We start from the raw sequence: 21585 nt of genomic DNA, 5'->3' as shown, positions 1-21585 counted from the left end.
CGAATCCAGATCCCTGCCTGCTTCTTGAATTTGAGAGGCCGGTTTTCAGATTTGTTGCTTCCGCCGCATGAGCCGAACCGGCATAGTGATCGAGCCATCCCGTCCACGCAAGGAGGAACACGATGCTCGAGGTTAGACATGCAGATCAGCGCGGACGAGCGGAGCACGGCTGGCTCAGCTCGCGTCACACGTTTTCATTCGCGAGCTATTACGATCCGAAGCAAAGCGGCTTTTCCGATCTGCTGGTGATCAACGACGACCGGATCATGCCGGCGCAAGGATTCGGCAAGCACCCGCACCGTGACATGGAGATATTCACGTACGTGCTGGAGGGCTCGCTGGAACACAAGGACACGATGGGCACCGGGTCGGTGATCGTACCCGGTGACATTCAGGTGATGAGCGCCGGCACCGGCGTCGCCCATAGCGAATACAACCCTTCGAAGCGTGAGCCCGTGCACCTCCTGCAGGTGTGGATCGCAACGGCCGCGAACGGCACGCCGCCACGCTATCAGCAACGTCACTTCGGCGAGGAGCAGAAGCGTGGCGTGTTGCGACTGGTGTTGTCACCCGACGGCGCGAACGAATCGCTGACGCTGCAACAGGACGCTCGCGTTTATGCCGGACTGTTCGACGGCGACGAAAGCGCCGAGCTCGAACTTGCCGGCAACCGTTACGCGTATGTGCACGTGGCGCGCGGTGCGATTGCCGTGAACGGCGTCGAACTTGGCGAAGGTGACGGCGCACGGGTCCGTGGTGAACGGGAACTGAGCTTTACGCGAGGTCGCGGTGCGGAAGTGCTGGTGTTCGATTTGCGCGGCATTGAAACGCCGGTGTTGTGGTCTTGACCGGCCTTCCAAGGACGCGTCTGGCGCCATGTGCGGCGACACTTAATTCATCGAGAAAAATCGTGCGTGACACACTGTTTGAAAACCGCAAGGACGAGTTGATTCTCGTCGCTCGCATTCTGTTGATGGTGCTCTTCGTGATGTTCGGCTGGTCGAAGCTGACCGGATTTTCCGGAACCGTTGCATCCATGGCATCGAGTGGCGTGCCTGCCCCCGAGTTGTCGACGATCATCGCCGTGGTGATGGAGTTCGTCGTCGGCATCGCGCTGGTGGTCGGGTTTCATACGCGCCTGCTGGCCTTGTTGCTCGCGCTCTACACATTCGGGACGGCGATTGTCGGTCATCACTACTGGAACATGACCGGCGCCGTGCAGTACGACAACATGATCCATTTCTACAAGAACATCAGCATCATTGGCGGGCTGATGCTGCTGTGCGTGACGGGTGCGGGAAGGTACTCCGTCGACGGGCGTTGAGTCACACGTGGTATTAGTCAGGAGTGTTATGGATGCGTGACGAAAAACAATTCGACTTTATCGTTGCCGGCGGTGGGGCCGCGGGCTGCGTCATGGCCGCACGGCTCAGTGAAGATCCGTCGATATCGGTGCTGCTGCTCGAAGCCGGCGCCGTCTTTCACCCGAAGGAAGCGCCTGTCGCTGTCAGCCAGGCGTTCACGGTCGGCGGGGCCGCGGAGATCCTTTGGGACGACAGCGCATCGCATGTCGAGGGGCAACCGGTCGAGATTCGCGCGCGTGTCCTCGGCGGCGGGTCGTCGATCAACGCCGGCGTCTTCGTGCGTGCCCTGCCCACGGATTTCCAGCACTGGGTCGACCGAGGTCTCGAGAACTGGTCCTATGACGACGTCCTGCCTTATTTCAGGAAGATCGAATCCGACGACCATGGCGACGCGTCGCTCCATGGACGCGATGGCCCGGTTCCGGTACGACGGTGGGATGCGAAGGAACTGAGCCCGTCGCATGCGGCATTCATCGAAGCCGCGAAGACCCGGGGCTTTCCGGAAGTGGACGACTTCAACGGTAAAGCGCACTTCGGTGTCGGCCGCTATCCGATGAACATTACCCGGGAGGGGATCCGGTTCGGCGCGGCACTCGCGTATCTGACCGACGCGGTGTGGAAGCGTCCGAATCTCACGGTTCGTGGCGGCGTTCTGATCGATGTCGTCACATTCTCGGGGCAAGTCGCAACGGGGGTAAGGCTTGCCGACGGGGAAGAGATAGCAGCCAGGAACGTTGTCCTGACGGCCGGGACGATCGGGTCGGCCGCCGTGCTGTTGCGTTCGGGAATCGGCCCGATTGACGAGCTGGGCGCGCTTGGCATCGACACGGTCGCCGATTTGCCGGTCGGGAAAAACTACATGCAACAGCCGGCCAGCGGCGTGGTTTTCGCCACGACGGCAAAGAAAATGGGCGCTACCGTGCCGCCGATCTCAGCGCTCCTGTTCGCCCGAAGCGGGGGGCGAACCGAAGGCGCTCCCGACCTGCACATCATCCCGAGTCACATCACGATGCTGGAGGCGATGTCGTCGGACGACGGCGGCATGGTTTTCTCCATGAGCCTCGCGGTCGCGACGCCCGAGGACGATTCCCGGGGGCGGCTCACACTGGTCTCGCGTGATCCCAGGACGCCTCCCCGGATCGAGACAGGTATTCTGGGGAACAGCAAGGACCTCGAAAAACTCGCGGATGCGGTGGAAACGGCACGGCGCATCGCGTCGACGGAGCCCTTCTCGCAGTACCTGGATGCCGAGATTTCTCCGGGGCCCAACGTGAAAACCCGTGACGACATCAGGGCATTTCTCCGCGAACACGTGCAGACGTACTTGCACATGACGTCATCGGCTCCGATGGGGGGTGCGGACGATCCTCGGGCAGTGGTCGACGACAGTGGTCGGGTCAAGGGTGTCAGCGGCCTGTATGTCGGGGATGCTTCCATCATGCCGCGCGTGCCTTCGGTCGCGACCAATCCGACGGTACTGGCGGTCGCCGAGATCGTGGCCGATCGCATCAAGACTTCGCATGCGGCGCGCTGATCAGCGCTGCGGCAAGACATAAGTCCTTGTCCGTCGCCTCGAGACACGGAGCGTCGGGCAGTGCGAGCGCCCGACGCGACATGTCATGTGGCGTCGTGAACGCGGGCGGGGCCAGGGGCGCGGCGCCTGAAGTCGGCGGCGATGCCCCGCGTCTCGCGCCGGCGATTGACACTTCGAAGTCGTTGGCGCAACGTCATGAACTGCACGACGCCTTGGGCCGTGAAAGGCGATAGTCGTAGTAATACTGTCATCTGCGCGTTCCGTTCCTTACCCGGGACGCGAGCGGCGTGTGATCTCAATAGCCGACAGGCAACCGATGCCATCTGTCGAGACAATCTTCTATGATGACGTGTCGCAATGTGACTGGCGGCCCGCGAAACACGGTGCATGGGCCGCCACCGAATGGAACACGGCTGAACAGGTGAACCGATATGAATACTGGAACACATTCCCACGGAGCAGAACATTGCACCCGCATCCGGACCGCGCTTCTCAATTTGCACCGGACACTGGTCGAACTTGAGCGTCGCGAGTATGAGAAGACCCATGGGCACCAATCGGCCGGCGATTTTCTGCAGGTGATGGCCTTCGACGATTCGATGAAGTGGCTGGAGCCGCTCAGCCGACTGATCGTCATGCTGGACGAAGCGCTGGATCAAGAGGGTGAACTGGAGCTGACGCCGACGGTAGTCGTGGCAAGAGCACGGGAATTGCTCAAGCTGGACCGTGCGTCCACGGACGCATTTGCGACGCGTTATCTGTATCACTTCGACAACTCGGCCGATCTCGCGGTCGATCACACTGCGTTGTTGAAGCTCATCGGCAACGTTGTGTAGGCTACGCGCGAAACGCGTGGTCGACCTGCCTCGAGCGGCCTCTACGCGTCACGCTGACAGGACGTGTAGCCGCTGCGATTTCGCATGAACAGGAAGCCATCGAGGGCAATCCCGATCGGCAAAAGCCGTTGATCCGGATTGCACACGCATGTCTGGTCAGTTGCACGCGGGTGGCTTTCGCATTGATCGTCAGGATCGAAGACGGGCCCGCCGCGACCTGACTTCACGGGAGAGACGATATGGTTCTACGGCAGATCATCGGCAGTTGGCGTGATGTGTCCTTCGAGGTTGCCGCATGGGATGGCGTCGGTGCGCAGGTTGATCTTTCCTGTGGTTGCATGTTTGCCCGCGAGGCGGCGGGTGGGGGGCCGGCGGGCGGACTACGCCATCTCGACCTCGCGCTGTCGGGGGCGCTCACCGGGTTGCGGCGCGAAGGTCACTTTCTGGCAGCGCCGATGGAAACACTGTTGATCAGCCGCCCGCCCGCGGGCATCGAAGCGGGCCGCGTGCTGTTGATCGGGCTCGGTGATCCCGCAAGCTGGACCATTGATGTCACCGCGGATGCCGCCGCCACGGCCGCCCGAACGGCGATGCAGCAGGGATTGCAAAGTGTGGCCTTCGCACCGAGCATACTCGACGGCGGGTTGACGAGCGCGGCTACCGACGGGATGCCGCACGCGATGGTGACGGCCGTGCTGGCCACGATAGACACACAATACCGGATCGCGGAACTGGGGCTCGCTGCGCTACCGTCACTGCGCCATTGGGTCTTCGATGTCGGCGCGTCCCGCTTCGACGGAGCCGTAGAACAATTCGGAAACGCACTGGCGACCGCACAGTCCCGGCGCTCGACGTAGAGGAAGATCGATTCGGTTTGCGTGAAATGCGGCGTCCTCAGCCGGCGCGTCGGGGCGTCCACCTCCACCAGCAGCATGCAGCCGGCACCCGTTCCTCGAACCACCGATGATCGCTGCCGTCGATCTGAATGGATTCGCCCAGGCGCACGCTGCAGCGCAGCAGCTTTTGACCTCGGACGCCAACTGGAAAGCGAAACTCGCTCGGCGTCACCGCTGTCATTCCGCGTCGTAGCCGGTGGCGGATCGCGCACTAGTGACGGCCATGTATGCCATCGCCCGGACGCGAACCCTGTCCCCGGAAGATTGCTGACGAACCTGTCGTCGCAGCGTGGGCCGCGAACCGCGCGATACCGCAGACGGCAACGACCTGTCCGTCGGGCGCGTCTATAGGCTGATGACGCCGCGCCCCAGTTCGATCACGCGCCCACCGACACCGATTTCTCCGCTCGCACTGACCGACAACCGCAGCAGGCATGGCCGGCCGACGGCTTCGCCCTGCTCGACCTGAAACGCGGCAGGCAGGTCGCGGTTCATCGCAAGCAGCCACCCGCCCAGATTCGCGCAGGCCGACCCGGTGCCCGGATCTTCCGACACGCTGCCTTGCTTCACGAAGAAGTAGCGCGACACCACCGTCTCGGGACGCTCGGGATCGAACGCGAACACATACGCGGTCTTGCGGCCGAGGCTGCTGGTCGGCCAGACGTCGAGGCTCGCGCTGTCGGGCTGCGCGCGACGCACGGCGGCGGGGTCCTTGAGCGCGACCAGCAACTGGTCGGCGCCGGTGTCGACCCAGATCGGCGGTGTGAGCAGATCGTCTTCCGTCAGTCCCAGCAAAGCCGCGATCCGGGCGTCGGGCAACTCGCATGCTGCTGTCTTCGGCATGCCGGAATGCGGCGCGGTAAACGTCCACACGTCGTCGTGCGCGTTGACGTCGACCACGCCGGCCTTGAATTCGAGCGCGAGATCGTTGCCCGTACCCAGCAGGTCGCGCACGACGTGCGCGGTGCCGAGCGTCGGATGGCCCGCAAAGGCCATCTCGTAGCCCGGCGTGAAGATGCGAACCCGCGCATGGGCGTGCTCCGACGGCAGCACGAAGGTCGTCTCGGACAGGTTGAACTGCACGGCGAGTGCCCGCATGGTCGCATCGTCCATGCCGCGCGCATCCTCGAATACGCAAAGCGGGTTGCCGCCGAACGTCGATTCGGCGAATACATTCAGCAGGCGGAAGGCGTAGGAAGGCATTTGACGCTCGTGTGAGTGGGTTGATTACCGTACCTGGGTTGGGGGCACGCTGCTCGATGAGCTGGCAGCCGCGCGGAGTCGCATGGGTCAGCTCGGCTTGTCGAGCGGCGCAAGCATCGCCTGCATGTCGGGATGCTTCAGGATTTTCCTGTACTCCGCCGGACTCATTGCGTCGATCAACACGCGCCCGCTCACGTCCGCCTTGATGTACTCGACCGCGAGCAGCGCAATGACCGGATTGGTCGTCAAGGTGGCGTGATCGGGTGAATGATCGCCGAATTCCGCCACGACTGCCTCGGTGTTGTCCGCCACGGCGACGGCGAGCCGGCGACCGGACAGCCTGAGCCTTGCGCTGGCGCCGCATTTGGCCATGTCGTAGTGGCGCGGCCCGTTGAGCGTGCGATTGCCGTAAATCGCCACGTGCGTGTCGACGCCCCGTGCCGCGGCAGCCTCGAGCAGCGGCCCGAGATCGTCGATCTCTTCGTCCCAGACGCCCGCGAAGATCTGCGTTTTCGCATTGACGATGACGCGCGCGAATGCGCTGGCGATTGCTTCCCGACCGCTCAACGACCAGACGAGCCCCGGCTCCTGTTGAACCGGCAGCCGATCGAGCGCGCCCGCGGCCAGTTCGAGATCCGCATTGAAGCGTGTGCGCAAGTCCTCGAGCAACGACCGGTGGGGCACGGCCGCATAGCGTACGGGTTCCGACCGGTTGACGAGCACCGCACCGCGCGTTTCCAGGCGGCCGAGGGTTTCGTAGATTTTCGATGGCGGCATGCCGGCGCGCCGGCCGACTTCCGCACCCGTCAGCGCGGCCTGACCGACGAGGGCAGCATAGGCCTGCGCCTCGTACTGGGTGAATCCAAGCCGGATCAACGATGTGATCAGCTCCGTGTTCTCGCTCATGCGTATCGGCTCCTGCTCCCACGACGACCTGCGTGGGGCTTCTTGATTAACTACCGGAGTAGTATACAATCGCTCGAACTTACTACCCAAGTAGTAGGTGATGCATCCAAACCTGACTGGAGGGATCTTCAAGATGCGTAAACGGATCAGCACCGGCTCCCCGTGGGAGCCCAAGGTCGGCTACTCGCGCGCGGTGGTCGTCGACAACACCATCTACATTTCGGGGACGGCCGGCAAAGGCGTAGACGTGTACGCGCAGACACGCGATGCGCTGGCGACGATCGACCGTGTGCTGGCGGACGCCGGGTTCTCGTTGTCGGACGTTGTCCAGAGCCGCCTGGTGGTGGCGGACTTCGACAACTGGGAAGCCGCGGCGCGCGCGCATGGGGAGATCTACGGCGATATCCGGCCGGCGTTTTCGCTGGTGCATGCGCTGCCGTTCGTCGACCCGGAGATCCTGGTCGAAGTCGAGGCGATCGCGGTCAGGACCGCGGCATGACCGTCGCCGGCAACCGCGTGCCGCTGTCCCGCACCGCGACGGTGGTGCTTGCACTGGCGGCCGGCGTGGCGATCGCCAACGGCTACGCGTTGCAGCCGTCGCTGTCTGCGATCGCGAGCGAGTTCGGCGTGGCCGCGTCGCGCATGGCGGCCCTCGCGTCCGTGACGATGCTCGGTTATCTGGTCGGCCTTGTATTGCTGGTGCCGCTGGTTGACCGGTTCAGCCCGCGCGCCCTCATCTCGGCGCAGATGGGCGCGCTCGCGTTGTTGCTGGTGTGCGCGTCGTGGTCGCCCGGGCCGTTCGCGCTCGACGCCGGCTTCTTTCTGGTGGGCGCGGCAACGACGGTAGCGGCGCAGTGCAGTGCAGTTTCCGGAAAACATGCGGATCCGCAACGGCGCGGCGTGGCGATCGGGGCCGTGTCGGCGGGGATTTCCGCCGGGATCCTGCTGAGCCGTTTCGTGGGCGGCGTGCTGTCGCAATGGTTCGGATGGCGCGGCGCATTGCTCGCGCTGGCCGGATGCGTTGCGCTGGCCGCCATCGGCGGTGCCATGCTGTTGCCCGGCGGCCGGCCGGAAGGGCTGCCCGGCCGTGCGAACGCGATCGGTGCCATTGCGCGGTTGCTGCGCGACAGCGCTCAGTTGAGACGCCGCACCTGCGCCGGCATGCTCTGGTTCTTCGCGTTCAACCTGGTCTGGGTGGGGCTCGCGCTTCGCCTGGCCGAGCCACCGTATAGCCTGGGTGCCGCGGCGATCGGTACGTACAGTCTCGCGGGCGTGCTGGGGCTTGGCGTGACGCGCGTGGCCGGAAAACTTGCCGATCGATTCGGCGATCGCGCGGTCATCCGGGGCGGGCTCTGCGTGGCGGCCGTGTCGGCCCTGCTGCTTGCCGTTGCGCTCGGTCGTCCCGGATGGCTGGGCGTCGGGCTGGCCATGTTCGATGCCGGTTGCTTTGCCGCACAGGTCGCGAACCAGACGCGTGTCGTCGCGATTCAGCCGGCCCAGGCCGGAGCATTGAGCGCAGCGTACCTGACGCTCTACTACGCGGCCGGTGCCGGCGGTGCCGTGGCGGCAGGGCTGCTCAACGCGCGGGTCGGGTGGGGCGCGATGATGATCGTGGCGGCCGCGGCAATCGCGGCGGCCGGGTTGATCGGTACCGCATCGACGAGCGTCGATGCGCGGAGCGAGCCGACCTCCGCCGCTTGAGCGCAGGCGCGACGTGCGTGCGCGTGGTCGATCCGAATTTCATTTTTCGTGCATGATCGGGTTGCTCCGTCGATCGACGGCGATCGGGCTTTGGCATTCAACTATCCGCAACGCTGGCGGATATTTTTACGCTGAAGCAGACAGTCGCGCTTCCGCGCGTGACATTTGCGATCGCATGCGAACACGGGCTCATCGGATTGACCACAACGGCGCCGTGCCCATGCAACACGTGTCGGGTTCAGTGTCGCTTGACGCGTGCCGGTTGCCGCACGCAGGAGGAAGACATGGAACCAGACAGAAGCGTGGTGAATACCGGCGGCGGGTTGGCCGGCGCGCATGCAGGAACCGGCTCGCCGCAGGCCGCTCTGGACGCGATCGTTCGTGGCGTGGAAAGCTACGGCATTTCTGCCGGCATGGACTGGCCGACCGCGAAGCAATCCCTCGCGGACAACGACAGACAGTGGAAATTCTCGGCGGTGCTGGTCGCGATCGTCGCGCGGCGCGAGCCGACGATCCTGCTGACCAAGCGCTCATCGGATCTCAGCGAATACTCGTCGCATGTGAGTTTTCCGGGTGGACGCCCGGCGGAATCCGACCGCGATATCGGTGCGACCGCATTGCGCGAGGCGTTCGAGGAGATCCGCCTTGCGCCGGGCGCGGTTCGCGTGGTCGGCAGCTTGCCGATCCATAAAACCAGAAAGCGCAATCACGCGATCTTTCCCGTGATCGGCATCGTGCCGGAAACGGCGCAATGGGAGGCGGCGCCCGCGGAAGTCGCGGAGATCTTCGAGTTTCCATTCTCCGTGCTGCTGAATCCGGATCTGCTACGGCAATACACGGACGGCGAACGCGCGGGCGCATGGTACTGGGCGGAGCAGACGCAGGACATCTGGGGCGTGACTGCGCTCATCCTGAAGTCGCTCGTGGGCCTGGTACGCGATCCCGCACGCGGCGAGCAGACGCGTCGCGACTAGTTCATGAACCGGGCCTCCGTCCGGCAAGGGTGACGCATGGAGATGGCAGAAGCGTTCGGCGACGAAGGGTTCGACATCCCTCGCCGCTATTTTGCAGCGGTTGCGATTCTGGTCGGCGTATTCATGTCCGCGCTGGACAGCGCGATCGTCAATATCGCGCTGCCGACGATCTCGACCGACCTGCACGTGAGTGCGGCGGCGGTCATCTGGGTCGCGAACGGGTATCAGGTGGCGAGCGCGGCGACGATGCTGACGTGCGCGTCGCTCGGCTCGCGAATCGGCGAGCGACGCTTTTACACGATCGGGCTGGTGTTGTTTACGCTCTCGTCCCTCGGCTGCGGGCTGGCGCCCACCTTCGGTGCGCTGGTGGCGATGCGGATCCTGCAGGGCATCAGCTACGCCATCCTGATCAGCGTCGGCTACGGTCTCTACCGGGTGATCTTTCCGCCCGGTTCGCTGGGGACGATCTTCGGCATCAATGCGCTGGTATTTGCGGTCGGGACGGCCGTCGGCCCGGCATTGGGCGGCCTGATCGTCTCCTGGGCATCGTGGCCCTGGCTGTTCTACATCAACCTGCCGTTCGGGATCGCCGCCATCGCGTTCTCGTTCGTCGCGCTGGGGAAAGACACGCATCGGGAGCGCGGCTTCGACGTGCCGGGTGCGGTGACTTCCACCGCGGCATTCGGCCTGTTTGCGCTGGCCATCGACCAGATCGGGCAGTGGAGCAATCGAACCGTGCTGGTGCTTGCCGCGGCGGCGGTGGCGTTGATGCTGGCCTTCTGCATCGGGCAGACCCGGGCACGGCATCCGCTGTTGCCGCTGGATATTTTCAGGTCGCGCCGGTACACGTTCGCAGTGCTGACGTCGGTGACGATGTTCGTGTCGCAGGGCATGGCATTGGTGGCGTTGCCGTTCGTGCTGCAGCACACGTATGCGTACAGCGTATTGAAATCGGCGCTGGTCTTTACACCCTGGCCGATTGCGGTCGCGCTGTGCGCGCCGTTTGCCGGGCGACTGGCGAATCGCGTCAATGCGACGCTGCTGTCGAGTGTCGGCGTGCTGACGTTCTGTCTCGGGATCGGTTCGCTGACCCTGTTGCCCGCGCAACCAACGGTCGGGGATGTCTTGTGGCGTGTCGCGCTATGCGGCATGGGGTACGGCTTCTTCCTGCCGCCGAACAACAAGGAGATGTTTGCGAACGCGGCGAAGAACCGGACGGCCACCGCGTCCGGCGTGCTGTCGACTGCGAGAACGACGGGCCAGTCGATCGGCGCCGCGCTGGTCGCCGTGGTGATTGCACTCGTCGGCGGCGCGGGCGGAGGAGGGGGCGAGCGGCAATTTCCGGTCTATGTGTTCGCGTTGGCCTGCGCGATCGCCGCGCTGTCGTTTTTCGCGAGCATCGCGCGCATCTACCGTCAGCGGGGCTAGGTGCGGTTGACCGAAATCGACACACGGGCCCGTCGCGGTGCCCGCATCAATGCGACGACACGAACACCGCATCCTCGAACGCGGCTGGTATGGCGAAGCTTTCGCGCATCCGCTGCGTTTCCTTCGCCGGCGTCAGGCCGAACAGGCGCTTGAATTCGCGGCTGAACTGCGACGGGCTCGCATAACCGACCGCGTAGCCGGCCGCCTCCGCCGTCAGGTCCTCGCGCACCATCAGCAACCGGGCCTGATGCAGCCGTGTCGACTTCAGGTACTGCATCGGCGATACCTGCGTGATCGCCTTGAAGTGGCTGTGGAAGCTCGGCACGCTCATGCCGGCTTCGTCGGCCAGTTGCGGCACGTCGAGCGGTTGCGCGTAATCGGCGTGGATCACGCGCAGTGACCGGCCGATCCGGCCGAACTGTCCGCGCATCGCCAGCGCGCCGCGCATCGCGCTGCCCTGCGCGCCGGTGAGCACGCGGAAATACAGCTCGCGCAGCAGCGCCGGGCCCAGCACCGCGGCGTCGAGCGGCCGGTGCATCGCCTCGACGAATCGCAGCACCGACGCGTGCATCGTGCCGTCCATCGGCGTTGACATCATGCTCCGGGGCGCCTGCACGGGCTCCGCGATACCTGCGCGGTCGATCTGCGCCGCGAGTTCGGCGGCCATCGTGAAATCGAGGTGCAGGTACAGCGCGAGCAGCGGCCGCTCGGGCGTGGCGTCGGTTTCCATGCTGAACGGCACGGGCACGGACACCGCCAGGTAGTGGTGCTCGTCGTACAGGTAGCGCTCGCCGCCGAAGTAGCCGCGTTTGCAGCCCTGGCACACGATCACGATGCCGGGGTCGTACAGCACCGGCGTGCGCGACAGCGCGCGGTTCGAACGCAGGATGCGCACGCTCGGCAGGGCCGTCAGGTTGTAGCCTTCGTCGGGCGCCAGCGCGCGCAGCAGCGTCACCAGGCGCTTCCGGTCGCGCGGCGGCAGCGACGGAGATCGGGGGGCGGCGGGCTCGGTGTTCATAGTTTTGTGCAAGAAAATCAGCGGAATCGGGCTTATTCGACGTGGTTCGTCAGACTAGTATGCATGCTTCAATCAACATTCGGGAGAAGCGCAAATGGCATCCGGCAAGCTCATGCTCATTACTGGCGTCAGCAGCGGCTTCGGCCGCGCGCTCGCGCAAGAGGCGCTCACGGCCGGTCACAAGGTGGTGGGCACCGTGAGAAGCGCGCAGGCGGCGCAGGATTTCGAAGCGCTGTCCGCGCAGGCGTTCGCGCGGGTGCTCGACGTGACCGACTTCGATCGCATCGACGGCGTCGTGGCTGAAATCGAGGCGAACGTCGGGCCCGTCGACGTGCTGGTGAACAACGCCGGCTACGGGCACGAAGGGATCATGGAAGAAGCGCCGCTCGCGGAAATGCGCCGGCAGTTCGACGTGAACGTATTCGGCGCGGTCGCGATGATGAAGGCGGTCGTGCCGTACATGCGCGAACGGCGGCGCGGCCACATCCTGAACATCACGTCGATGGGCGGCCACATCACGATGCCGGGAATCGCCTACTACTGCGGCAGCAAGTTCGCGCTGGAAGGCATTTCCGAATCGGTCGGCAAGGAGCTGGAGCCGTTCGGCATCGCGGTGACGGCCGTGGCGCCGGGGTCGTTCCGCACCGACTGGGCGGGCCGCTCGATGTTGCGCACGCCGCGCTCGATCGCGGATTACGACGCGATCTTCGACCCGATCCGCCAGGCGCGCGAAGAGAAGAGCGGCAAGCAGCTGGGCGATCCCGCGAAGGCCGCACGGGCGATGCTCGCGGCGATCGCGTCGGGCCATCCGCCCGCGCATCTGCTGCTCGGCAGCGATGCGCTGCGGCTCGTGCGTGGAAAATTGGCTGCGCTGGATGCGGAAATCCAGGCGTGGGAGGCCGTGACGGTGTCGACGGACGGTTGACGCGGGCGCGACTGGCGCGGGAGTGCGGTGTCGGGCCGCCACGGCGCTCCCGCGTGGATCTTCAACTGCCGACGCGCGCCGCGTCGTCGCGGTTGGCAGAGCCCGCGTCTCGCGATATCACGTAAGTGACCGACCGGTACTTGGGCGTCTCGCCACGCTGCGCGACCGTGCCGCCCAGCGATTCCGCAATGCGGCGGCTGGGCTCGTTTGCTTCGGCAACCGGATAGGTAAAGCGTCGAATGCCGAGCGTCGCGCATGCCCATTCGACGACGAGACCGACCGCTTCACGGCCCATGCCTTCGCGATGGCGATCCTCGCGAATCCAGACGCCGAGTTCCGCACCGGCATCCGTGACGTGATGAAGACCGACCAGGCCCAGGAACGTTCCGCCGTCGCGCTGGCGGACGGTGAAGACGAAGTCGCTGCCGTCCGCGATCGAAGGCAGCCACGCGCGCCAGATGCGATCGAAGCTGGCCCGGTCGGGCGGCGGCTCCCAGGCCATGAAACGCGTCAGGGTCGGCGTGATGCATGGATACGTCGCATCGGCGTCGCCGGCAGAAAATGGCTTGATCGACAGTCGGTCCGATTCGATCTGAATCGGGTCAGCGCGCAGCGCCATCGTTGGTCCTTCGAGGGTTCGTCCAGGTTGAGCGGACGGGCGACGATCGCCCGCATCGCGGCATCGACGTTTAACAATACTGTCCGATAATGGCTTCCGGCCAGAGCGCCGAGTTCATCCACCTTACAGGAGTCCATCGCGATGCCAACCGTCACAACGAAGGATCACGTCGAGATTTTCTACAAGGACTGGGGCCCGAAGGACGCGCAGCCCATCATGTTCCACCATGGCTGGCCGTTGTCCGGCGACGACTGGGATGCGCAGATGCTCTTCTTCATCCAGAAGGGCTATCGCGTGGTGGCGCACGACCGGCGCGGCCACGGCCGGTCGGCGCAGGTGTCGGACGGCCATGACATGGATCATTACGCGGCAGATGCGTTCGCGGTCGTCGAAGCGCTCGACCTGCGCAATGCGGTGCACATCGGTCACTCGACCGGTGGCGGCGAAGTGGCCCGCTACGTCGCGAAGCATGGCGAGCCGGCTGGCCGCGTCGCGAAGGCGGTGCTGGTCAGCGCGGTGCCGCCGCTGATGCTGAAAACCGAGTCGAACCCCGAAGGCCTGCCGATCGAGGTGTTCGACGGTTTCCGGAAGGCGCTCGCCGACAATCGCGCGCAATTCTTCCTCGATGTGCCGAGCGGCCCGTTCTACGGGTTCAACCGCGAAGGTGCAACCGTGCATCAGGGCGTGATCCGCAACTGGTGGCGACAGGGGATGGAAGGCAGCGCCAAGGCGCATTACGAAGGCATCAAGGCGTTTTCGGAAACGGACCAGACCGACGACCTGAAGTCGATCTCCGTCCCGACGCTCGTGCTCCATGGCGAAGACGACCAGATCGTGCCGATCGCGGATGCCGCGCTGAAGTCGATCAAGCTGCTGAAGAACGGCACGCTGAAGACCTACCCGGGCTACTCGCACGGGATGCTGACGGTCAACGCGGACGTGCTCAACGCCGACCTGCTGGCTTTCGTGCAGGCGTAACAGGGGTGGCGCAGGCCCGCTTTGGCGGGCTGCGCTGTCGTTGCGGGCCGGCGGCGCGAGGTTGGGCCCGTAGCGCCGTCGGCAACGCGGCCGGATCACCGGCCGCAGCGGTTCAGCCCGGACCGTTGAAGCGGATGCCCGGAAACGTCAGGCGCGGCATCCGGCTTTCCAGGAACGCGAGCAGGGCGCGCACCTGCGCGACCTTGGCGGAGTCTTCCGGCCACACGAGGTAGTACGCGTCGCCGGTATTGACGGCCGTCTTGAACGGCAGCACCAACTGTTTCTCGTCGATGGCCGTCGCGCACAGCGCGAGATCGCCAATCGAGAGGCCGTGGCCGGCGATGGCCGCCGCGATCCCCTGTTCGAGCATGTCGAACACCTGCCCGCGCGTGATGTCCACCTCGAGATCATGGCCGCTGCCCTTGAGCCAGCGGCGCCAGTCGCGCCGGTCGGGCGACGGGTGGATCAGCTCGCACGCCGCCGGGTTCGTACGTGCGACCGTCGCGATCGCACGCGAGCACACCGGAATCAGCCATTCGGCGAACAGCTTCACGCACTGCGTGGCCTCGCCGAACTTGCCGGTGCCGAGCAGGATCGCGCAATCGTAGGATTCGCTGAAAAAATCGACGGTATCGACATCCATCCACACGCTCGCGATCTGCACCTCGAACGCGGGGCGCGTGTCGCGAAACGCGGCCAGTGCATCGAGCAGCCAGCGCATCGTGAGGGTGGATGGCGCCTTGAGGCGCAGCACGTCGCGTTGCGACTGGAACAGCACGCAGGCTTCCTCGATCTGCCTGAAGCCGCGCCGCAGGCCCGACGCGAAGATGTGCGCTTCCGCCGTCACGGTCATCCTGGGGCCGCGCCGGACGAACAGCTTCCGGCCGAAGTAGGCCTCGAGCGTCCTGACGTGCTTGCTCACTGCGCTCTGCGTCAGGCTCAGTTCCTCGGCGGCCAGCGTAAACGAGCCGGTGCGCGCGGCGCACTCGAACGCGCGCAACGCGTAGACAGGGGGGAGCGGTTTGGCCTTCACGGGTTTCGAATATGAATAAAACTCATGTCATCCCACAGGATTTTCCGTTTTTCAGCAGCCGGCCGGGCACGCAATACTTCACAAAACCCTGCAATCCGCCGCGCTGAATCCCGATGATGCCACCGTGGCGGGCGCGCGCGTCAATCCATCCAGCAACTTTTTGTCATGACACTCCATTACCCGCTGCTGTTCGCCTATCTCGCCGCGATCGTGCTGCTCATCGCGACACCCGGCCCCGTCGTCATGCTCGTGGTCGGCACCGTCGCGCGGCGCGGCTTTCGCCAGGGCATGCTGACCGCGGTGGGCGCGAATGCCGCGAGCCTCGTGATGATCGCGGGGGCGATGCTGATGGTGTTCGGCGTCGTGCTCGTCAGCGATCGCCTGCTCACGGGGCTGCACGTGGCCGGTTGCATCTTCATCGCGGTGCTGGCCATCCGGACGCTGCTCGGCGAATGGCGCGCCAGCCGGATGCGCGACGGCATCGACTCGCGGGAAGGTAACCCGGCATCGCAGGCGCGGCGCTTGCCGGGCGTCGTGCGCGGCTTTCTCGTCGGCATCGCGAATCCGAAGGACCTGCTGTTCTTCGTCGCCTTCTTTCCGCAGTTCGTCGGCATCACGCCGGATTCGCGCGTGAGCCTGGCCATCCTGGCCGCGCTGTGGATCGCGGTCGATTTCACGATCCTGACCAGCTACATGGCCGCGATCAACCATCCGCTGATTCATCGCAAGCAGCGCTGGATCACGGCCTCGTCGGCGGGCGCGCTGCTCGTGATTGCGCTCGCCGGGCTCGGCAGTGCGATCGCGGGTGCCGCGTAAGCCTGTCGGCGATCTGCGTTACGCTTCGTTTGCCCTGACCTTTTTATCGAGTTCAATCATGTCCAGCACCACGCCCACTTTCTCCGAGCACCTCTTTTCCTATGGCACGCTGCAACTCGAACCGGTGCAGCTCGCCACCTTCGGCCGCAAGCTCGACGGCCGTGAGGATGCGATGCCCGGTTACGCGATGACGATGCTGAAGATCGACGATCCGGAGGTGGTCGCGACGAGCGGGAAGACGCATCATCCGGTGGTGGCCTACACCGGCCAGGCGGGCGATCGCGTAACGGGCACCGTGTTTGCGATCACGCAGGAAGAACTGCAGCACGCGGACGACTACGAAGTCGACGCGTATCGCCGCGATCGCGTGGTGCTCGAGTCGGGTGTCGCCGCGTGGGTGTACGTGGACGCGACTTCGCCGCGCCCGGAATGAATCCGGCGCGCGGAACGGCGCGCCGCCGCTCCGCGCCTTTGCCCGCTAGCCGTTGCGCAGGAACACGACGTAGCCGCGGAACCACGGGTTCGTCGCGAGGTACGGCGGCGCGTCCCATTCGCCGCCCTGGATGATGCCGATGCGAAACGGCAACTGCAGCCGCGCGACGCGCGGCAGGTAGTCCGCATAGTCGGGGATCGTGCGGCGGCCCTGGTAGGTCTGCACGACCACTTCGTCGACGATCCCCCTGAGCTGGTTGACCTGGTCGGTATCGATGCGGCTGCTCCAGTCGAGCAGCCCGGTGATGCTCAGCCGGCAATCGGTGGGCAGCGTCTCGCGCAGCGACCGCAGGAACTCGAGGTAATCCTGCAGGTGGCGCGTGCGCGCATCGAAGTCGATCTGGATGCCGGTGATCGTGCGGCCCGACGCGCGCCAGCGCGTGAGCTGCGCGAGCATGATCTGCGTGACGCGCGGTGTCCAGCGCAGCGTATGCGCACGATAGACGAGCCACACGCGCGCCTGCGGCGCGGGCGGCAGCGCGACGCCCTGCGCGATCACGCGGACCTGCGATTCGTCCTGCGGTGATGCCTCGATCTGCCCTTGCAGCACGTAGACGGTGCGTGCGTCGCGCACGACCGCCTGCGGCTTCACGCCCGCCCACAGCCAGAACGCGTCGTACCGCGCGGCATCGACGGTGCCGGCCAGGGCGACGCGTCCGGCCAGCAGCAGCGCGATACACGCCAGGCACGCGATGCGATTCACGCGGCGCTTACCAGTAGTAGCGGAGCTTCTGCGCCCACGGGGTGCCTGCGTAGCTGGCCTTCAGCGTATCGAACCAGCGTTTGCGCACGTTCTTCGGCACGTCCTTGCCGCCGCATTCGTTGGAGCCGCCCGGCGCATAGCACTTGATCGCACGGTAGTACGCGTACGCGCGGTCGTTCGGGTTCGCCTGTGCATCGGCCATCACCGTCACGTAGCTCGACATCCGCTCGTACGGCTTGCCGGCGAACTGCGACGGCCCGGCGCCGAGCGTCGGCGGGATGCGCGTGGCGGCCGTCGTCGATGCGTTGCGTACCCACATCGGCACCGGATCGTATTCGAGGCCGGGCACGGGCGGGTGCAGGCGCACGAAATCGGCGAGGCAGTTCAGCCCTTTCGCATCGGCGGGATTCTGTTGGAGCGCCGTGGCGATGTCGTGCGCGGACGGGCACGTATAAGCGTCTTCGTTTTTGGCGCCGGCTGCGATGAACGGCTTCAACGGGTCGGCAGGCTTGCCGGACACCAGCGCGGCATCCGCAATGAACTCGGCGTAATGCGAGCGTGTGAGCTCCTTGTACAGCAGCGTGTACAGTGCGGTGTCGCGCAGCGCGCCGCCGGTCGCCTGGTTTTGCGCCTGCGCGCGCAGCAGGTCCGCATTGGCCGAACGTTGCAGCAGCACCGCACGGATCGCCGCGTTCTGCACCGGCGAATCGTCGGCGAACGCGTCGTTGACGAGCCCGGCCTGCTCCAGGTTGATCGCGAGCGCGAGTTCCAGCGCCTCGCGCTGGAAGCGGAATTTCGCGAGCGGGATCAGGTCGCGCCACAGCTGGCGCGCCTTGTCGGTCTGGCCGCTGTCCTCCAGCGCGAACCCGCGCAGCGCCTGCTGGCTCAGGCCGAAGTAGTCGAGTGGCTCGGCGGGCGTCTGCGGCAGCAACGCGAGCGCGGCGTCCGGCTTGTGCCCGATCTGGACATACCAGGTCGCGAGCAGGTAGTCGTAGAGTGCGGGCGCGTTCGCGAAGCGCGGCTTCTGCGCCTGCAGGTCGTCCAGCGTCAGCGGCTTGTCGCGGCTCGAATCGCTGCTGTCCGACGTGCGCATGCGCAGCAGGTCGACGGTCGCGAGCACGGTCGGCGACTGGATCTGGCTCGCGTCGAAGTCCGACCCGAACAGCAGCTTGCTGTCGAGTTCGTTCGCCAGCTGGATCAGCGGCACGTTCGACGTCGCCGGCGACCAGCGCGCGAGCGCGTGGCCGTACAGGTCGGCCTGCTGCGTGACGTTCCCGCCGAGCCATGCGACACGCCGCAGCAGCCCCGTCGCGGAGGTCGCATAGCGTCCCTGCGGATACACCTTCAGGTAGGTGCGAAACACCGTATTGGCCGCGTCGAGCGACACCTTCGTCACGCGGCCGCGCGACGGCGTGGGGTTGTCGTTGTCGAACACATTGGCCTGCGCGGCGTTCAGCTGCGCGCGCCCGGCCATATAGAGGCCAGTTTCCTTCAGCCACGGGTTCGCGCTGTGCGAAGCGCTCGCGAACGCCCGGGTCGCGGTGAGGAAGTCGGCGCGGTAGAACGCGTTCGTGCCGTCGAGGTACGCGGCGAACTGCTGGCCGAGCGGCGACTTGACCGGCGGTTTCGTCCAGGCGGCGGTGCTCGCGCCGCCCGCGGCGCAGGTCTTCTGCGCGATGTCGGCGCGCGCCGCGCGCAGGCGCGCGGCTTCGTCGGCGGGGAGGCCGCCGGCACCGCCCAGTGCGTCGTTGAATGCGTCGGCGCCCGAGCTCATGCTGCGGCAGATGCTGCCTTCGCCGTCGGCGTACTGGTTCGACGGTGCTTCGCTATCCGCTGCGTTGCCGGTCTTGTCGGGCTCCTTCTGCCCGATGTAGATCCACCCGGAAAAGTCCATCGGGAACGGCACGATGATCTGGTTGATCCGGTCTTTCACCGGGATCGTCTTCGGGTCCGGAAACGCCTGCGCGACCTTGGCGCTGTCGACCATCATCAGCATCGCGTTGATGCGCGTGTCGTTCGCGGGGCTCAGCATCGGCAGGTTGCCGCACGAGTAGGTGGTTTGCCGGAGCGTGGCGGGCGCATAGCAGCCGTCGTCGCCGCTGGCATGGGCAGCCGGAATCCAGAGCAGGCTGGCCGCCAGCGCGGCGAACAGGTTTCGGTGCAGCGATGGAGTGTTGGGCATTTTTTTCTTGTGCCGGGTGTAGGGCCGCAGCGGCCGGGTCTCTCAGGTGAGGCGTGTCGCCCCGGCGCGTATCGTACCGCACCGGCCGCTTTGGCCGCGAGCGCGCGCTGGCCGGCCAGTAGCCGCGTCGAATGCGGGCCGGTGAAATGGAAGTCCACTCAGTGTAGACGCAACGCCACCTTGAATCCGGACGGCCTGAATTAAGATGCAGCCGGCAGTGACGGACATCCGGCGATAGACGACCTGTCGTCGTCGTCGCTGCCCGACGGGGGCGGTCTGCCGAAAGCGGTGTTCGCATCGATCCGAACGACGGAGTCGATCATGACCGAAGGCGAACGGATGCCGGTTTCCATGCCTGTTCAATAGTATTGCTTATCAATATGCCGATCGATGCGGTGCATCGTGCGGCGAACGGCAGACGAGAGTGAGCCGGAACACGAAAAGAAGAGGATTCCGATGAAACCCATTACATGGATGGTCATGGCAGCCGCGCTCGCGCTGTCTGCATGCGGCGGCGACGACGTTGCCACGAACGGCGGCGCGTCGTTGTCGTCGCCGAACAATCCCGGTTCACCTTCCGGTCCGACCTCGCCCGGTGGCGGTTCCAATGGCGGACCGACGGGCGGCGGGACCACGCAGCCGCAGGCCGGCTGGTCGAAGGCCGCCGCGGTGGACGGCAAGGGGCCGGAAGGCCAGCCCAGCGTGACCATCGACGCGAGCGGCAACGCGCTCGCCACCTGGATGACCAATGGCCCGGCCGGCACGAACGGCAACGAAATGTGGGGCGCGCGCCATGTGGCGGGCTCGGGCTGGGGAAGCGCGACGCGGCTCGACACGAGCGACGGTTCGCATGCGATGAACGCGCTGACCGGGGTGCAGCCGCGACTGGTCGGCAACGCGAGCGGGCAGGCGGTCGCGTTCTGGACCGAATGGACGCCGGGCCCCAACACGTACGCGCTGTGGGCGCGCCCGTACAGCCCGGGTAGTGGATGGGGCACGCCCGTCACCGTGGCGCCGGACATGGCCGGTTCGTCCTATTCGGCCGGCATGGACAGCCAGGGCAACGCGCTCGTCACCTGGACGCAGTCGATCAGCCTGCTCGATACGCGCATCGCGTGGACGCGCTATACGCAGGCCGGACAGTGGTCGCCGACGGCGCTGGTCCAGATGCCGGTGCAGAGCGGGCCGGGCGCGGTGACCGGCGATACCGACAACGTGAGGCCGATGCTGTCGGTCCTGTCGTCCGGCCGCGCGGTGCTTGCGTGGCGGCAGACCAACCATACGAAGTCGGCGCTGTGGACGGCCACGTACGACGCGACCAACGGCTGGACCAACGCCAACCAGGTCGTATCGAACTCGAGCCTGTTCACGACGATCATCTCGCCGGTCGCTGGCATGGATGCGAAGGGCAACATCACGCTGGTCTGGGGGCAGCTCGACGTGACGGGCGGGAAGCTCTACAACGCCACGATGTCGCAGCGCTATGTATCCGGAACCGGATGGCAGCCCGCGCAGCCCGTCGCCCCGGCGATCGTGGTGCCCACGGGCTTCATCGCGACGCCGATGCTGACCGTCAACGAAAACGGCGTGGCCGCCGCGATGTGGGCGGAAGGCGGCGCGGTCCTGCAGGCGAGCGTGTCGGATGCCAGCGGAAACTGGGGGCCGCTGCAGAAGCTGACGGAACACCTGAACGGGGCGGCGCTCCAGTACCCGCCGCTGGTGGTCGACCCGGCCGGCAACGTGACGGTTGCATGGGAGGACACGGGCACGCCGAACGCGTCGGTCCTCCTCGTGGCCGGCTACCGGAACGGTGCGTGGAGCACGTCGACGCTGGATCCGCAGGATGGGTCGTGGCCGGCGCTGGCGGTCAACGCGACGGGGGCGATGGCGCTCGTCTGGCAGGGGTTTGCCGCGAACATCGGCAGCCAGATCCAGTCCAGTTTTTATACGCCGGGCCCGTAATCGTGTCGCGTCGGG

The 21585-nt window shown here is 65.8% G+C and carries 21 protein-coding genes and 1 pseudogene; 14 read left to right on the top strand and 8 right to left on the bottom strand.

Annotated features, from left to right (window positions below; all coding sequences use genetic code 11):
• Positions 1 to 122 precede the first annotated feature (122 nt).
• From LGN19_RS35270 to LGN19_RS35250, 5 genes are all read left to right on the top strand, one after another.
• Positions 123 to 848, top strand: a complete 726-nt coding sequence (locus tag LGN19_RS35270) for a pirin family protein (RefSeq protein WP_226219792.1) — start codon at positions 123 to 125, stop codon at positions 846 to 848.
• Positions 849 to 910: 62 nt separating this feature from the next.
• Complete coding sequence (locus LGN19_RS35265; RefSeq protein ID WP_226219791.1) at positions 911 to 1324, top strand: DoxX family protein; 414 nt, start codon at positions 911 to 913, stop codon at positions 1322 to 1324.
• Positions 1325 to 1356: 32 nt separating this feature from the next.
• Entirely contained in the window at positions 1357 to 2898 is a 1542-nt protein-coding gene (locus tag LGN19_RS35260; protein ID WP_226219790.1) for a GMC family oxidoreductase, read from the top strand.
• Positions 2899 to 3329: 431 nt separating this feature from the next.
• Entirely contained in the window at positions 3330 to 3734 is a 405-nt protein-coding gene (locus LGN19_RS35255) for a hypothetical protein (RefSeq protein WP_226219789.1), read from the top strand.
• Between the two features lie 239 nt (positions 3735 to 3973).
• A complete protein-coding gene (locus tag LGN19_RS35250; protein ID WP_174957416.1) occupies positions 3974 to 4591 on the top strand; it encodes a M17 family peptidase N-terminal domain-containing protein in 618 nt (205 codons plus the stop codon).
• Here LGN19_RS35250 and LGN19_RS35245 read toward each other — a convergent pair.
• The 3 genes and pseudogenes from LGN19_RS35245 to LGN19_RS35235 all read right to left on the bottom strand — a co-directional run.
• Positions 4582 to 4733: pseudogene (locus LGN19_RS35245) on the bottom strand (ISNCY family transposase); the annotation flags it as partial. The gene LGN19_RS35250 and the pseudogene LGN19_RS35245 sit on opposite strands and share 10 nt — an antisense overlap.
• A gap of 242 nt (positions 4734 to 4975) precedes the next feature.
• The gene (locus tag LGN19_RS35240) at positions 4976 to 5833 is read right to left on the bottom strand and encodes a PhzF family phenazine biosynthesis protein (protein ID WP_226219788.1); all 858 of its coding nucleotides are present in this window, start codon (positions 5831 to 5833) and stop codon (positions 4976 to 4978) included.
• Between the two features lie 87 nt (positions 5834 to 5920).
• Entirely contained in the window at positions 5921 to 6739 is an 819-nt protein-coding gene (locus LGN19_RS35235; protein WP_174957458.1) for a TrmB family transcriptional regulator, read from the bottom strand.
• 133 nt (positions 6740 to 6872) lie between these two features.
• Between LGN19_RS35235 and LGN19_RS35230 the strand changes: the two genes are divergently transcribed.
• The 4 genes from LGN19_RS35230 (at position 6873) to LGN19_RS35215 (ending at position 10842) form a co-directional block, all read left to right on the top strand.
• Positions 6873 to 7238, top strand: a complete 366-nt coding sequence (locus LGN19_RS35230; protein ID WP_122950484.1) for a RidA family protein — start codon at positions 6873 to 6875, stop codon at positions 7236 to 7238.
• On the top strand, positions 7235 to 8440 hold the full coding sequence (locus LGN19_RS35225; protein ID WP_226219787.1) for an MFS transporter: 1206 nt from the start codon (positions 7235 to 7237) through the stop codon (positions 8438 to 8440). Before LGN19_RS35230 ends, LGN19_RS35225 begins: the two co-directional genes overlap by 4 nt.
• A gap of 284 nt (positions 8441 to 8724) precedes the next feature.
• A complete protein-coding gene (locus tag LGN19_RS35220; RefSeq protein ID WP_226219786.1) occupies positions 8725 to 9414 on the top strand; it encodes an NUDIX hydrolase in 690 nt (229 codons plus the stop codon).
• A gap of 36 nt (positions 9415 to 9450) precedes the next feature.
• On the top strand, positions 9451 to 10842 hold the full coding sequence (locus LGN19_RS35215) for an MFS transporter (protein WP_226219785.1): 1392 nt from the start codon (positions 9451 to 9453) through the stop codon (positions 10840 to 10842).
• Between the two features lie 46 nt (positions 10843 to 10888).
• On the opposite strand, the gene LGN19_RS35210 is transcribed toward LGN19_RS35215, so the two are convergent.
• A complete protein-coding gene (locus LGN19_RS35210) occupies positions 10889 to 11860 on the bottom strand; it encodes an AraC family transcriptional regulator (RefSeq protein WP_226219784.1) in 972 nt (323 codons plus the stop codon).
• Positions 11861 to 11954: 94 nt separating this feature from the next.
• Here LGN19_RS35210 and LGN19_RS35205 point away from each other — a divergent pair, with 94 nt between their 5' ends.
• The gene (locus LGN19_RS35205; protein WP_226219783.1) at positions 11955 to 12785 is read left to right on the top strand and encodes an oxidoreductase; all 831 of its coding nucleotides are present in this window, start codon (positions 11955 to 11957) and stop codon (positions 12783 to 12785) included.
• Between the two features lie 61 nt (positions 12786 to 12846).
• Here the strand turns inward: LGN19_RS35205 and LGN19_RS35200 are convergent, their stop codons facing one another.
• A complete protein-coding gene (locus LGN19_RS35200) occupies positions 12847 to 13404 on the bottom strand; it encodes a GNAT family N-acetyltransferase (RefSeq protein ID WP_226219782.1) in 558 nt (185 codons plus the stop codon).
• A 141-nt stretch (positions 13405 to 13545) separates the two neighbouring features.
• Here LGN19_RS35200 and LGN19_RS35195 point away from each other — a divergent pair, with 141 nt between their 5' ends.
• A complete protein-coding gene (locus LGN19_RS35195; RefSeq protein WP_226219781.1) occupies positions 13546 to 14382 on the top strand; it encodes an alpha/beta fold hydrolase in 837 nt (278 codons plus the stop codon).
• Between the two features lie 112 nt (positions 14383 to 14494).
• Here LGN19_RS35195 and LGN19_RS35190 read toward each other — a convergent pair whose 3' ends face one another.
• A complete protein-coding gene (locus LGN19_RS35190; RefSeq protein WP_226219780.1) occupies positions 14495 to 15415 on the bottom strand; it encodes a LysR substrate-binding domain-containing protein in 921 nt (306 codons plus the stop codon).
• A gap of 165 nt (positions 15416 to 15580) precedes the next feature.
• On the opposite strand from LGN19_RS35190, the gene LGN19_RS35185 reads away from it, so the two are divergent.
• Both LGN19_RS35185 and LGN19_RS35180 read left to right on the top strand, forming a co-directional pair.
• A complete protein-coding gene (locus tag LGN19_RS35185) occupies positions 15581 to 16231 on the top strand; it encodes a LysE family translocator (protein ID WP_226219779.1) in 651 nt (216 codons plus the stop codon).
• Between the two features lie 58 nt (positions 16232 to 16289).
• Complete coding sequence (locus LGN19_RS35180; protein ID WP_122950493.1) at positions 16290 to 16664, top strand: gamma-glutamylcyclotransferase family protein; 375 nt, start codon at positions 16290 to 16292, stop codon at positions 16662 to 16664.
• Between the two features lie 45 nt (positions 16665 to 16709).
• On the opposite strand, the gene LGN19_RS35175 is transcribed toward LGN19_RS35180, so the two are convergent.
• Positions 16710 to 17417 carry a DUF3142 domain-containing protein gene (locus LGN19_RS35175; protein WP_226219800.1) on the bottom strand — a complete coding sequence of 236 codons (708 nt, stop codon included), beginning with the start codon at positions 17415 to 17417 and terminating at the stop codon, positions 16710 to 16712.
• 16 nt (positions 17418 to 17433) lie between these two features.
• Positions 17434 to 19608, bottom strand: a complete 2175-nt coding sequence (locus LGN19_RS35170; RefSeq protein WP_226219778.1) for a hypothetical protein — start codon at positions 19606 to 19608, stop codon at positions 17434 to 17436.
• Between the two features lie 456 nt (positions 19609 to 20064).
• Between LGN19_RS35170 and LGN19_RS35165 the strand changes: the two genes are divergently transcribed.
• On the top strand, positions 20065 to 21570 hold the full coding sequence (locus tag LGN19_RS35165; RefSeq protein WP_226219777.1) for a hypothetical protein: 1506 nt from the start codon (positions 20065 to 20067) through the stop codon (positions 21568 to 21570).
• The last annotated feature ends 15 nt before the right edge of the window (positions 21571 to 21585 follow it).

This window comes from Burkholderia sp. AU30198 (assembly GCF_020419825.1).
GTDB lineage: Bacteria > Pseudomonadota > Gammaproteobacteria > Burkholderiales > Burkholderiaceae > Burkholderia.
Note: the sequence above shows the minus strand (reverse complement) of the source record. Positions and strands in the feature narration are given on the sequence as shown.

Bases quoted from the DNA above. Each gene is read 5' to 3' on its own strand.
- LGN19_RS35230 (WP_122950484.1), top strand. From the start codon at position 6,873: ATGCGTAAACGGATCAGCACCGGCTCCCCGTGGGAGCCCAAGGTCGGC.
- LGN19_RS35270 (WP_226219792.1), top strand. From the start codon at position 123: ATGCTCGAGGTTAGACATGCAGATCAGCGCGGACGAGCGGAGCACGGC.
- LGN19_RS35205 (WP_226219783.1), top strand. From the start codon at position 11,955: ATGGCATCCGGCAAGCTCATGCTCATTACTGGCGTCAGCAGCGGCTTC.
- LGN19_RS35215 (WP_226219785.1), top strand. From the start codon at position 9,451: ATGGAGATGGCAGAAGCGTTCGGCGACGAAGGGTTCGACATCCCTCGC.
- LGN19_RS35170 (WP_226219778.1), bottom strand. From the start codon at position 19,608: ATGCCCAACACTCCATCGCTGCACCGAAACCTGTTCGCCGCGCTGGCG.
- LGN19_RS35235 (WP_174957458.1), bottom strand. From the start codon at position 6,739: ATGAGCGAGAACACGGAGCTGATCACATCGTTGATCCGGCTTGGATTC.
- LGN19_RS35240 (WP_226219788.1), bottom strand. From the start codon at position 5,833: ATGCCTTCCTACGCCTTCCGCCTGCTGAATGTATTCGCCGAATCGACG.
- LGN19_RS35200 (WP_226219782.1), bottom strand. From the start codon at position 13,404: ATGGCGCTGCGCGCTGACCCGATTCAGATCGAATCGGACCGACTGTCG.
- LGN19_RS35185 (WP_226219779.1), top strand. From the start codon at position 15,581: ATGACACTCCATTACCCGCTGCTGTTCGCCTATCTCGCCGCGATCGTG.
- LGN19_RS35250 (WP_174957416.1), top strand. From the start codon at position 3,974: ATGGTTCTACGGCAGATCATCGGCAGTTGGCGTGATGTGTCCTTCGAG.
- LGN19_RS35165 (WP_226219777.1), top strand. From the start codon at position 20,065: ATGAAACCCATTACATGGATGGTCATGGCAGCCGCGCTCGCGCTGTCT.
- LGN19_RS35260 (WP_226219790.1), top strand. From the start codon at position 1,357: ATGCGTGACGAAAAACAATTCGACTTTATCGTTGCCGGCGGTGGGGCC.
- LGN19_RS35180 (WP_122950493.1), top strand. From the start codon at position 16,290: ATGTCCAGCACCACGCCCACTTTCTCCGAGCACCTCTTTTCCTATGGC.
- LGN19_RS35195 (WP_226219781.1), top strand. From the start codon at position 13,546: ATGCCAACCGTCACAACGAAGGATCACGTCGAGATTTTCTACAAGGAC.
- LGN19_RS35225 (WP_226219787.1), top strand. From the start codon at position 7,235: ATGACCGTCGCCGGCAACCGCGTGCCGCTGTCCCGCACCGCGACGGTG.
- LGN19_RS35210 (WP_226219784.1), bottom strand. From the start codon at position 11,860: ATGAACACCGAGCCCGCCGCCCCCCGATCTCCGTCGCTGCCGCCGCGC.
- LGN19_RS35255 (WP_226219789.1), top strand. From the start codon at position 3,330: ATGAATACTGGAACACATTCCCACGGAGCAGAACATTGCACCCGCATC.
- LGN19_RS35220 (WP_226219786.1), top strand. From the start codon at position 8,725: ATGGAACCAGACAGAAGCGTGGTGAATACCGGCGGCGGGTTGGCCGGC.